Genomic DNA, 12,621 nt, shown 5'->3' with positions numbered 1-12,621 from the left:
GTGATAAGATTTCATTTATGATAAAAAAACTATTTTTCTTTTTTTTACTAATTCCAGCTTTTGTTTTTTCTCAGGACGTCTCCATAATTAAAGGTAAAGTTGTTTCTGAGTCTTCACTATTGGAAGGAATTCATATCATTAATTTATCAAAAAAAAATGGCGTTGTTACTGATTCAAGAGGTTATTTTGAAATAAGTGCAAAAATTTCTGATACGCTACAATTTAGCGCAGTTAATCTGAAAGCAAGAAGATATGTGTTAACTACAAATGATTTTTCAAAAGATTTGGTTTTTGTAAAAATGGAATCGCTAATTACAGAATTAGATGAAGTTGCTATCATTCAATATAAAAATATAAATGCAGTTGCTCTTGGAATTGTGCCAGCTAATCAAAAAACATATACTCCTGCAGAACGTAAATTAGCTGCGGCTGGAGATTTTAAGTGGTATAGTCCATTATTAATTCCTTTGGGAGGAATGAGTGTTGATGGATTATTAAATTCAATTAGTGGAAGAACTAGCATGTTAAAGAAAGAATTAGTGGTTGAAAGAAAAGAAATGCTACAACTGAAAACTTCTGATTATTTTGAAAAGAAATATTTTATTGAAACACTAAAAATTCCAGAAATTTATGTTGATGGGTTTCTTTTTTATATAGCAGAAAATGAAAGATTTGCTAGAGCTATGAAAGACAAAAATAAAACAATGGCGTCTTTTGTATTATCAGAGTTAGCAGTAGAATATTTAAAACTTAATGAACTTGAGATTTCTAAAATCAAAGCAGATGAAAAATAAAGGTCTTTTTTGTATATTCTTTTTGTTTGTTCAAATTTGTTTTGGACAACACATTGAAAGAAAAGTTTTGAAAGGAAGAATTGTTGCCGACTCAATAGAAGTTGAAAATTTAACGATTTTTAATATTACTTCAAATGTTGGAGCAGTTACGAATGTAGATGGAAAATTTTCTATTAAAGCTAGAGCTACGGATACTTTGTTTATTCAAGGAATTTCATACGATTCCAAAAAATATGTTTTAACCGATAAAGATTTTTGGTTAGAAGAATTAGAAATTAGATTACAAGTAAGGGTTACAGAGTTAAATGAAGTAGAAATTACTCCCTATACACTTACTGGAATAATAGAAGAAGATATAAAACGAATTCAAGTTTATGGAGATGGTTTTGCAAAAATTGATGCTAAAAAAGTCATGTATTATGAAGATGATGTTCGTTTAGGAACACCTGTAAATACGGCAATGCCAAGTCATTTTGCGCCCAATGGTTCAAATTTTAATTTTCTTGCCATTGGAGCTGGATTAGTAAGTTTATTTGTAAAAGATAGAAATCCTAAAAAGTATTCAGAACAAGTTTTTGAAGAACGAAGACAGCGAGATATTCAGTCTAAATCTTTTTCTGACCATATGTTTGAGCGTTTTTCACATAATTTTTTCGTAGAAACTTTAAAAATAAAGCATGAAGATATTCCATTGTTTTTGCAATATGCTGAAATGCCTGCCAAAGATTTATCATTGTTTTTAAAATCTGAATATGAATTACAGCTTATTCAGTATTTAACCGATAAAGCAAAAGCATATAAATTAGAAAAGCAAAAGGAATAATTACTATTTTTACCCAATGAAGAAGAACCTGTTACGATTTGTCTTTCCAATCATTATCGTTGTGCTGTTAAGCTCTTTTGCTTGGCATAAATTTTATGTTTCAGTAACCCAAATCGATTATGTGCCAAGTAAAAAAAGGATAGAAATTACGCATAGAATTTTTATCGACGATTTAGAAAAAGCTTTGGAAAAAAAATACAAGAAGAAAGTATATTTGACTTCTAAGAAAGAGTTGCCCGAAGCTGAAACCTTAATCAAAGATTACTTAAAGGAAAACGTAAAGATTTCCATCAATAAAAAAGCACAAAACCTTGAATTTTTAGCTCGAGAAGTAGAAGGTGATGTGTTAATTTTTTACACTAAAATTGCCATTTCAAAAAAAATAAATACCTTCGAAATCTTTAATTCATTACTAACCGATGTTTACAGCGAACAACAAAATATTGTTCATGTAAATATTAATAGTAACAAAAATAGCTTTTTGTTTACTAATAGTGATGCGCAACAAAAAATAGTCTATTAAAAGAAACTGAATTACCATGAAAAAGTCAATTGTACTTAGTGCTTTTTTAACTTTAGCGTTTACATTCGGAGCCTTGGCTCAAGAAGTGAAAACAGAAGAAAAAAAGCGTGAATTAGGACATTATAATGAGAATAAATTCCGTCAAATGTATGACGAAATGGCTACTCCTAATATGTTCAGAACGGCTTCTGGAGCTCCAGGACCTGCTTATTATCAGCAAAAAGCAGATTATAAAATGAATCTGGAATTAGATGATAAGAACAAAAAATTATATGGTTCAGAAACGATTACCTATTACAATAACGCAAAAGAATCGTTAGAATATTTATGGGTACAATTAGACCAAAATATCGAAAGACCTGATTCTAAAACACCTTTGGTAGAAAGTCAAAATATGGACAAGGCCATTTCAACAAGTGGTTTTGCAAAAAAATACATGGGAAGCCCTTTTCAAGGAGGTTTTAACATTGAGTATGTTAAAGATGCTAAAGGAAATCCAATGAAATACACCATCAACCAAACCATGATGAGAATCGACTTGCCTAAGCCATTAAAAAATGGTGAAAAAGTTTCTTTCTCAATCAAATGGTGGTACAATATTGTAAATTACATGGAAGGAGCTAACAACGGTCGTTCTGGTTATGAGCAGTTTCCTGATGGAAATCGTTTGTTTGTAATGGCACAATTTTCCCCAAGAATGGCTGTTTACAATGATGTTGAAGGATGGCAAAACATGCAGTTTTGGGGTAGAGGTGAATTTGCTTTAGTTTTTGGAGATTACGAAGTAAATATCACAGTTCCTGCTGACCACGTTATGGAAGCAACAGGAGTTTTACAAAATAGAAGCGAAGTTTTCACCGCTGAACAAGTAAAAAGATGGGAATTAGCGGAAAGAACTTTTGATAAACCAGTAGTAATTGTTACTCAAGAAGAGGCAGTTGCAAAAGAAAGTAGCTTTTCAGACAAAAAGAAAACATGGAAATTTAAAGCACAAAACGTTCGTGATTTCGGATTTTCAACTTCAAGAAAGTTCATAATTGATGCAATGGCAGTTGATTTACCAACAAACAAACCATTAGCAATTTCTGTTTATCCAAAAGAAGCTAATCCACTTTGGGGAGATTTATCTACAAAAGCGGTAGCACATACTTTAAAAACATATTCACATTTTACATTTGATTATCCTTATCCAAAAGCAGTTTCAGTTTCTGCAGAAGATCAAGGAATGGAATATCCAATGATTTGTTGGAATTACGGTCGTCCTGACGAAAAAGGATTTGTAAGTGATAGAATTAAATACGGAATGTTAGGAGTTATTATCCATGAAGTTGGACATAATTTCTTCCCAATGATTGTAAATTCGGACGAAAGACAATGGTCATGGATGGATGAAGGTTTAAATACATTCTTGGAATATTTAACAGAAACTTCTTTTGATCCAAATTTCCCTGCAACAAGAGGTCCAGCTAAAAATATTGTTCCTTATATGAAAGGGAACCAAAAATATTTAGAGCCTATTATGTCAAACTCTGAGAATATTTACCAATTTGGTGCTAATGCTTACGGAAAGCCAGCTACAGGTTTAAATATTTTAAGAGAAACTATTATGGGAAGAGAATTGTTTGACCATGCTTTCAAAACGTATGCGAATCGTTGGAAATTCAAACACCCAACACCAGAAGATTTCTTCAGAACTATGGAAGATGCTTCGGCTGTAGATTTAGATTGGTTTTGGAGAGGTTGGTTCTATTCAACAGATTATACTGATATTGGAGTGAAAACAGTTAAACAATATTACGTTTCTACTGAAGCTTCAAAAGAAACTCAAGCAATGTTTAATAGAAGAGGAAGAAAAATTAGCGATGGAGAACCAATGTTGTACTTAGTTGCTGAAGACGCTCCAGATTTTAAACCTGAATTGAAAAAAGCAATGGACGTAAATAGTGTTCAAGCACTTTCTGATTATGTAAATAAAAATTATACGGCAGAAGAAAAGAACGCTTTAAAATCGCCTAAGTATTTCTACGAAGTTGAATTTGAAAAACCAGGAGGATTAATCATGCCAATCATCGTAGAGCTTCAGTTTGAAGACGGAACGAGTGAAACGCAAAAATTCCCAGCTCAAATTTGGAGAAGAAACAACGACACTGCTAAACGTGTTTTCGCAACTGAGAAAAAAGTAGTAAAAATTCAAGTAGATCCAAAATTAGAAACAGCTGATATTGATGTTGAAAATAATTATTGGCCTAAAGCAGAAACAGTGTCAAAATTTGATACGTTAGAGAAAAAATAAGTATTAAGACTATCTTCGGATAGTCTTTTTTTTTGATTACTTTAAGATAAAGTAGGTATAAAACTTTGTAACTTTGCGAAGTTAATTTTCAAGACAATACGTTATGTTTGGAATAGGTGGAGGTGAATTGTTTTTCATCATTTTAGTTGTTTTAATGTTATTTGGGTCAGATAAGATTCCAGATATTGCTCGTGCTTTAGGAAAAGGTATGGCGCAATTAAAGAATGCCACTAACGAGATTAAAAGTGAAATTCAGAAAGGTACTCAAGATGCTGGTTTGGATATGAACACTTTAACAGGAGGCGTTTCAGATGAAATAGCAAAAGCAAAAGAGGGGATTACTAAAATGGTAAATCCTATTGAAAACATCAATTTAGATGTTCAAAATCCGATTGAAAAAGTAAAAGAAGATATTGAAAGCATTACCGGACCTGTAAAAAGACAATTGTAATTTGGAACAGTTAATTAATCTAGATAAAGAATTATTTGTTTTTTTAAACGGATTAGGTTCAGAACCATTTGATGGTTTTTGGAAAATTATTACCAAACAAATCTATTGGTCACCACTTTTCGTTGGAGTTTTTTATCTCATTCAAAAGAAAGTGGGTTGGAAAGGTTTAGGAATTATCATACTTTTTTTAGCGGCCTTAATAACTTTTACAGACCAAATCACCAATCTTTTCAAATATTCCTTCGAACGTTTGCGACCATGTAACAATCCCGAACTTGATGGAACAATTAGAGAAGTAATCACAAGAAAATCATTTAGTTTTTTCTCAGGACATGCTTCTAATTCATTTGCTTCTACAACGTTTGTTGTATTAATCCTACGCAAATATTATAAACACACTTATTTGCTGTTTTTGTTTCCATTAATTTTTGCTTATAGTAGAATATACTTAGGATTGCACTATCCAGCCGATATTTTAACTGGTTATGTGTTTGGGGCAACTTTCGGATTTGTATTTTATAAATTGTACTTGTTTTTTGGAAAAAAATACAATTTCATTACAGAACGCGACTAACCGTCAGTCCATCACGAATAGGAAATAAAACCGTTTCTACTCTTGGGTCAGTGTTTAATAATTGATTGTAGTCTAATAAAACAGGTGTGCTTTTATCGTTAGGTTTTACTTCTTCCAAAACTTTTCCGCTCCATAACACATTATCCGATAAAATAATTCCACCTTTATTCATCATGGGAACTATTAAGTGAAAGTAATTTACATAATTTTCTTTATCGGCATCAATAAAAACCAAATCGAATTTTTTATTTAAAGTTGGGATAATATCAACGGCATCGCCTAAATGTTGAAAAATTTGGTCTTTCCATGGCGAAGCGTCAAAATATTTTCTTTGAAAATCAACCAATTCTTCTTCAATATCAATTGTATCTAAAGTTCCGTTTTCAGCTAATCCTTCTGCTAAACACAAAGCAGCATAACCTGTATACGTTCCAATTTCCAAAATATGTTTCGGACGAATAATTTTAGAAAGCATACTCAAAACTCTACCTTGAAAATGACCGCTCAACATACGAGGTTGCATGATTTTTTGGTAAGTTTCTTTGTTAAGTTTCGCTAATAATTCAGGTTCCGCTTGTGAATGATTGGCAACGTAATCTTCTAAATCTTCTGATATGAAATGCATATGAAATCAAATTTTGACAAAAATACAAATTAACAATTAAACGATTTAACATTTTAACCTAACTTTGCACCATGCAAATCGAGAAAAAAGACATACGAGCACTTACTAAAGAACAATTGCGTAACTTTTTTGTTTCTAACGGAGACAAAGCATTTCGTGGTAACCAAGTTTACGAATGGTTATGGCAAAAACGCGCACATACTTTTGAAGATATGACCAATGTGTCTAAAGAAACGCGCGCTATGTTAGAAGCTAATTTCGTAATCAATCACATCAAAGTAGATACTTTACAACGTAGCGAAGACGGAACTGTTAAAAATGCGGTTCGTTTGCATGATGATTTAATCGTTGAATCGGTTTTAATTCCTACAGAAACTCGAACTACAGCTTGTGTTTCTTCGCAAGTGGGTTGTAGTTTAGATTGTAATTTTTGTGCAACCGCTCGATTAAAACGCATGCGTAACTTGGAACCAGGAGAAATCTATGACCAAGTAGCTGCAATTGATAACGAAAGTCGTTTGTATTACGACCGACCGCTATCAAACATCGTTTTTATGGGAATGGGTGAGCCTTTGATGAATTATCCAAACGTGATGAAAGCGATTGATATGATTACGTCTACCGAAGGTTTAGGAATGTCGCCAAAACGTATTACAGTTTCTACATCAGGAATTCCGAAAATGATTAAAAAAATGGCAGACGATGAGGTGAAATTCAAATTAGCAGTTTCATTGCATTCTGCTGTGGAGGAAATTCGAAACGAAATCATGCCATTTACTAAAAACTTTCCTTTAACCGATTTGCGTGAAAGTTTAGAGTATTGGTACAGAAAAACCAAAAGTAAAGTTACTTACGAATACGTAGTTTGGAAAGGAATCAACGATGATAAAAAATCGATTGATGCATTGGTAAAATTTTGTAAATATGTTCCTTGTAAAGTAAATCTTATCGAGTACAATCCTATTGACGACGGCATGTTTCAACAAGCCTCTGAAGAAGCAACAAACGCTTACATAACTGCTTTAGCAAAAAGTAATATTGTAGCAAAAGTGAGAAGAAGTCGTGGAAAGGACATTGATGCAGCTTGCGGCCAATTAGCGAATAAGTCTTAAAATTCAATTATTGTAATTTTTGTGCTATAAAAAGGTGTAAGAAATACATGTTTTTTTGTAAGAAACAGTATCTTCGTACAACTGAAAGGTTTTTTTATTAAAGAAATAAATTTCAGTTTCAACAAACACACATCTATTATTATGATTAAGTACACCTTATTTTTTCTACTTTTTTTTACATTTAGTTTTTCACAGGAGAACATCACAAAAGGAATTATTAAAGATGCAGAAACAAAAGAAACAGTTCCTTTTGTAAATATTCTTTTTAAAGATAATTCGGGAAATTTGACTGGTACGATGACAAATGAAAATGGTGAATTTTCATTACAACACATCAAAGAAGTTGAGATTAGTCATATCAATTACGAAACCAAGAAAGTCGTGTTTTCAACTAAGGAAGTTGAAATTTATCTAAGTCCAAAAGTGTATGTTTTAGATGAATTAATAATCTCAAATGTTTCAGGTAGAGATTTTTTGAAATCGTTAATAAAAGACGCTAAAGTTCGTGCCGTAAAAAACACTAAGTTAACTACATATGGTAGAGAAATTGTAAAAATTAACAATCAGTATACCAAGTATTCAGATGCTAAAATGGATTATTTCATAAAGAAAGGAAATGGAAAATCGGTTTTACAAATCAATCAAAGTAGAGCTATAAAATCCAATTTGCAAGATTCAACCAGTTCTGTTTTGAATGGAATGGATTCAGCCTACAATGTAAGAGATTATGTAAAATATGCTTATAATTTTGATGGAATTGAAAATCTTATCAAGAGTAAAGAATACACTTTTGATCGATATTTAAGAAGAGATGCATCAGGATTTGAATACGAATTCATTAAAATAATTCCGAATGCAGATAGCGATGAGTTATTATACGAAGGTTATGTTATCGTAGATAATAAATCCAATAAAATTATTGAATTTAAGGTTGAAATAGCTGAATCTCATAAGAAAAATTCGAAACTTAAAAATATATTAATTGCTAAACTAAAACTGAATGACCAATCGGTTTGGTGTAAATTTAAGTTTGTAAATAACCAATATGAATTGGTTTACTATAAAAGTAGTTTTAATATTTATATTCAAATGGGTAAAAAAATACACGACAATGTTAGTGGGACTTTTGATTTGTTGGTTCTTGATAGCAAAAACGATGTAGAAATACCAGAAAAAGGTTTTGATGGAAAAACTATTTTTGAAGCTGGCACTAATTACACAGAGAAATTTTGGAAAATGAACAATATTTTTCCTTTAAAAGAAAGCGAACAACAATTTGTTGATTCTATTAAAAATTAATAGGTTTTCATTCTAAAAAAATTAAAGAGATTTCGATAAAGTTCGGAGTCTCTTTTTTTATAATCTTTTGCTAAACTTTTGACTAACGAGTTTGTTTTTGTATTTTTGAAATCTAAATGAAAATAACCGAACAAATAAAGCTACCTATCGCAAATGAAATGGAACTCTTTGAAGAGAAGTTTCGCGATTCCATGTCTTCAAAAGTGGCTTTATTAAACAGAATCACACATTACATAGTAAATCGAAAGGGAAAACAAATGCGACCAATGTTTGTTTTCTTAACCGCTAAAATGGTTTCAGGTGGCTCAATTAATGAGCGAACGTATCGTGGCGCTTCGGTTATTGAATTAATTCACACTGCAACTTTAGTACATGATGACGTAGTTGACGACAGTAACAAACGTCGTGGGTTTTTCTCTCTAAACGCACTTTGGAAAAACAAAATTGCAGTTTTAGTAGGTGATTATTTACTTTCAAAAGGTTTATTGCTTTCCATTGATAATAACGATTTTGATTTGTTAAAAATCATTTCAGTCGCAGTACGAGAAATGAGTGAAGGCGAATTACTTCAAATTGAAAAAGCTCGCAGATTAGACATCACAGAAGATATTTACTACGAAATTATCCGACAAAAAACTGCTACTTTAATTGCAGCTTGTTGTTCGCTTGGCGCATGTTCTGTTGCTCCAGAAGATAAAGAAGTGGTCGAGAAAATGCGAAAATTCGGAGAACTTATCGGAATGGCGTTCCAAATCAAAGACGATTTATTCGATTACACCGATGATGCCATTGGAAAACCAACCGGAATTGACATCAAAGAACAAAAAATGACTCTACCATTGATTTACGCCTTAAATAATTGTTCGTCAAAAGAAAAAAGTTGGGTAATCAATTCGGTAAAAAACTACAACAAAGACAAAAAGCGTGTCAAAGAAGTTATCCAATTTGTAAAAGACAAAAACGGATTAACGTATGCCGAAGAAAAAATGGTGCAATTTCAGCAAGAAGCACTTTCGTTATTACAAGAATTCCCAACATCTACTTATAAAGATTCCCTTATTTTAATGGTAAATTACGTTATTGAAAGAAAAAAATAATTTTTTTTCTCATTTCGTACAACCATTTTAAACTCATTCTCGTCTATATAATTAGAAGCGAGATTCTGAATTCTATTTTCTGAATTCTAAATTTTAAAAATGAAAGTAATTCAACTACATCAAGAAGAAAAACAACTCATTATGTTGGCTGTCGAAAATAATCGACAAGCACAACAGCAGATTTATGCTAAGTTTTCTTCCAAAATGTTAAGCGTGTGTCGCCAATACATAAAAGATATTCATCACGCAGAAGATGTAATGATTACCGGATTTATGAAAGTGTTTACCAATCTGAAAAATTTTGAACACAAAGGTAGTTTTGAAGGTTGGATTCGCAGAATTATGATCTATGAATGTATCGATTTTATTAGGGTGAAAAAGAATAATTTCAATCACCAAGATATAGATGATGTTACGGTAAGCGAGAATGAATCGGTGTATGAAATGGAAGATTTTTCGGTAGATGACATTCAAAATATGATTGACAATTTGCCCGATGGTTATAAAATGGTGTTTAATTTATATGCGATTGAAGGTTACAAACATCAGGAAATAGCCGAAATGCTCAAAATAAGTGAAGGAACATCAAAATCGCAATTATCACACGCCCGAAAGTTATTGCAACAACAAATCACCGACTTAAAAAACAAATTAAATGGAACCAAATAAAATAGATAATCAAATAAGAGAAAAGCTGAATGCTAGAGAGATTCAGCCTTCTGCTCAAGCTTGGGATAGATTGGATGCTATGCTTGCGGTTTCGGAAGAAAAAAAGCCAAAGAAAGGTTATGGTTGGTTTTTTGTAGCCGCTTCTACGATACTTTTTTTCGGATTGGGATTTTTCCTTTTCAATTCAAACGAAACAAAGGAAATTAATAATTCAAATCCGATTGTAACAACAATTAACGAAGTGATGGATTCAACCGAAGCAAATAAAATAAATCAAATTTCAGTTGAAAAAGAGCAACCCGTTTTAGTTCAAAATGAAGTAAATTATTCAAAAACTGTAAGAAATAAAAAATTAGAAGAAAGTAAGGAATTGATAAAAGAGGAGAATTTAACTAAAGATAATTCATCATCCATCACCCAACACCCATCAACTAACAACTACAAATACGTTTCGCCTGAAAATTTATTGGCTGAAGTTCAAACAGGAGAAAAAGTAATTACATCGGATAAAAAAATAAGTCCAAAAGCTAAAATGAAAGTAGATGCTAATTCTTTACTAACAAACGTTGAAAAAGAATTAGACGAAAATCACCGAGAAACTACTTTAGATAAATTAAATAGAAAGTTTAAAGATGCTAAATCAGCTTTAGCGAATAGAAATTACGAATAAACAAAAATCATCATTAATCAAAAATCAAACAGTCATGCAAAAAATTATTTTGTACACAATCGTTATTGTCTTTAGTTTAGTAACTAAAGCAGTTGCGCAGGAGTTAGAAACTATAGAGAAATCAACCGAGTGGATTGCTCGTGGAAGTAAGCCAGAAAGTTATGAAATGGGTTTGTTGAAAAAATCAACAGATAAAGCGCAAAAAGTTTTTACCATACGCTCTATAGATGAAAAAATAGAAGGTTTTGGAAATTTAATGCAATCGAGTAAGCCTGATTTATATTTAGGAAAAACCATTAAAATGTCGGGTTATGTTAAAAGTGAAAATGTAAAATCTTGGGCTGGCCTTTGGATGCGAATCGATTATTATAACGATAAAGTTCTTGCTTTTGATAATATGCAAAATAGAGCTATTAAAGGTACAAATGATTGGACTAAATACGAAGTTGTTTTATTTGTGCCTCAAGATGCAACAGATTTTTCTTATGGTGTTTTGTTGGATGGAACAGGTCAAATTTGGTTCAAAGACATACAACTTGAAATTGTAGATGATTCTATTCCAGAAACGGGAATTACAAAAGGCAGAAATTCAAAAAGTATTTCATTTGAAGATAAAGCGAAAGCAATTGCAAACAGTATTGAAATGATTACCACTGAAGAAAAAAACGCTTTAAAAAAAGAAGTTGAAGCTATTGATTTAAAAGTAAAAGAAGGGGAGATTTCAGCTGAAAAAGCTCAAGATTTGAAGTCTAAAATTGCTCAAGAACGCGCCAATAATATCGAAACTAAAGTAGCAATTGAAGAAGCTAAATTAGCTCAATTGGTTCAGGATAAAGTAGATGGTAAAATTTCTGATTCTGATGAAAAGCCAAAAAGAGGTGGGACTAAGATTGTTTTAGGAAGCAATAAAGACGACTCTATTGGAGAAAATAAAACCGAAATCAATTTTGGTTCAATGAAAATATACAATGGTGAAAAAGACAAAGCTGAAAAAAGATCAAAAAGAACCACATCACAATTTGTTTTTGCCTTTGGTTTAAATAATGTGATTACTGATGGAGAAAATTTAGAAGATTCAGATTATAGAGTTTGGGGTTCGCATTTTTACGAATGGGGAGTTACGTATAATTCAAGAATTTTCAAAAACAACAATCTGCTTCATGCTAAATACGGACTATCATTGATGTATAACAATCTTCGTCCAACTGATAATCGTTATTTCGTTAAAAATGGTGATCAAACAGATTTAGTTACATCAACTGTAAAATTAGATGATTCTCGTTTTAGAAATGTGTACTTAACAGCGCCTTTGCATTTAGAATTCGATTTTACACCTAAAAAACTTTCAAAAGACGGAACTAAAACATATTTCAGAACGCACGAGTCAGTTCGATTAGGAATTGGAGGTTACGGTGGTGTTCGCATCAAATCAAAACAAATTTTAAAATACGAAGTTGACGATATTAAAGTAAAAGAAAAACAAAAAGGAGATTTCAATGTTTCTGACTTTACATACGGCTTGAGTGCATATGTAGGATATGGACAAACCAGTCTATATGTTAAATATGACTTAAATCCGATGTTCAAGAACAATAATATAGATCAAAACAACGTTTCATTAGGATTACGCTTTGATTTTAATTAGATTTAGGGTTAAGTTAAGTTCTCTGTTTAAAAAAGCACTTCAGCCA

The 12,621-nt window shown here is 31.6% G+C and carries 13 protein-coding genes; 12 read left to right on the top strand and 1 reads right to left on the bottom strand.

Features of this window, described 5'->3' with window-relative positions; all coding sequences use genetic code 11:
* Nucleotides 1-17 precede the first annotated feature (17 nt).
* The 6 genes from AAEO58_RS00575 (at nucleotide 18) to AAEO58_RS00550 (ending at nucleotide 5,458) form a co-directional block, all read left to right on the top strand.
* Nucleotides 18-794, top strand: coding sequence for a carboxypeptidase-like regulatory domain-containing protein (locus AAEO58_RS00575; protein WP_341681066.1), 777 nt, complete (start codon nucleotides 18-20; stop codon nucleotides 792-794).
* Nucleotides 784-1,617, top strand: a complete 834-nt coding sequence (locus AAEO58_RS00570) for a hypothetical protein (RefSeq protein ID WP_341681064.1) — start codon at nucleotides 784-786, stop codon at nucleotides 1,615-1,617. The genes AAEO58_RS00575 and AAEO58_RS00570 overlap by 11 nt, the downstream gene beginning before the upstream one ends.
* Nucleotides 1,618-1,633: 16 nt before the next feature.
* Nucleotides 1,634-2,140: a DUF6702 family protein gene (locus AAEO58_RS00565; protein ID WP_133608221.1), complete on the top strand. Its 507-nt coding sequence runs from the start codon at nucleotides 1,634-1,636 to the stop codon at nucleotides 2,138-2,140.
* 16 nt (nucleotides 2,141-2,156) lie between these two features.
* Complete coding sequence (locus AAEO58_RS00560; RefSeq protein WP_341681063.1) at nucleotides 2,157-4,433, top strand: M1 family metallopeptidase; 2,277 nt, start codon at nucleotides 2,157-2,159, stop codon at nucleotides 4,431-4,433.
* Between the two features lie 103 nt (nucleotides 4,434-4,536).
* A complete protein-coding gene (locus AAEO58_RS00555) occupies nucleotides 4,537-4,884 on the top strand; it encodes a Sec-independent protein translocase subunit TatA/TatB (RefSeq protein ID WP_133608219.1) in 348 nt (115 codons plus the stop codon).
* 1 nt (nucleotide 4,885) lies between these two features.
* Nucleotides 4,886-5,458: a phosphatase PAP2 family protein gene (locus tag AAEO58_RS00550; protein ID WP_133608218.1), complete on the top strand. Its 573-nt coding sequence runs from the start codon at nucleotides 4,886-4,888 to the stop codon at nucleotides 5,456-5,458.
* On the opposite strand, the gene AAEO58_RS00545 is transcribed toward AAEO58_RS00550, so the two are convergent.
* Complete coding sequence (locus tag AAEO58_RS00545) at nucleotides 5,442-6,083, bottom strand: O-methyltransferase (protein WP_341681061.1); 642 nt, start codon at nucleotides 6,081-6,083, stop codon at nucleotides 5,442-5,444. The genes AAEO58_RS00550 and AAEO58_RS00545 overlap by 17 nt on opposite strands.
* Nucleotides 6,084-6,154: 71 nt before the next feature.
* On the opposite strand from AAEO58_RS00545, the gene rlmN reads away from it, so the two are divergent.
* The 6 genes from rlmN to AAEO58_RS00515 all read left to right on the top strand — a co-directional run bounded on the left by rlmN (nucleotide 6,155) and on the right by AAEO58_RS00515 (nucleotide 12,575).
* A complete protein-coding gene (gene rlmN / locus AAEO58_RS00540) occupies nucleotides 6,155-7,195 on the top strand; it encodes a dual-specificity RNA methyltransferase RlmN (protein ID WP_290820986.1) in 1,041 nt (346 codons plus the stop codon).
* A 141-nt stretch (nucleotides 7,196-7,336) separates the two neighbouring features.
* The gene (locus AAEO58_RS00535) at nucleotides 7,337-8,494 is read left to right on the top strand and encodes a carboxypeptidase-like regulatory domain-containing protein (protein WP_341681056.1); all 1,158 of its coding nucleotides are present in this window, start codon (nucleotides 7,337-7,339) and stop codon (nucleotides 8,492-8,494) included.
* Between the two features lie 116 nt (nucleotides 8,495-8,610).
* Entirely contained in the window at nucleotides 8,611-9,591 is a 981-nt protein-coding gene (locus AAEO58_RS00530) for a polyprenyl synthetase family protein (protein ID WP_341681054.1), read from the top strand.
* A gap of 99 nt (nucleotides 9,592-9,690) precedes the next feature.
* A complete protein-coding gene (locus AAEO58_RS00525) occupies nucleotides 9,691-10,260 on the top strand; it encodes an RNA polymerase sigma factor (RefSeq protein ID WP_291135732.1) in 570 nt (189 codons plus the stop codon).
* A complete protein-coding gene (locus AAEO58_RS00520) occupies nucleotides 10,247-10,930 on the top strand; it encodes a hypothetical protein (RefSeq protein WP_341681050.1) in 684 nt (227 codons plus the stop codon). Before AAEO58_RS00525 ends, AAEO58_RS00520 begins: the two co-directional genes overlap by 14 nt.
* 34 nt (nucleotides 10,931-10,964) lie before the next feature.
* Nucleotides 10,965-12,575, top strand: a complete 1,611-nt coding sequence (locus AAEO58_RS00515) for a hypothetical protein (protein ID WP_341681049.1) — start codon at nucleotides 10,965-10,967, stop codon at nucleotides 12,573-12,575.
* The last annotated feature ends 46 nt before the right edge of the window (nucleotides 12,576-12,621 follow it).

Origin of the sequence: Flavobacterium helocola, assembly GCF_038289885.1 — a bacterium.
In the GTDB taxonomy this organism is placed as follows: domain Bacteria; phylum Bacteroidota; class Bacteroidia; order Flavobacteriales; family Flavobacteriaceae; genus Flavobacterium; species Flavobacterium cheniae.
Note: the sequence above shows the minus strand (reverse complement) of the source record. Positions and strands in the feature narration are given on the sequence as shown.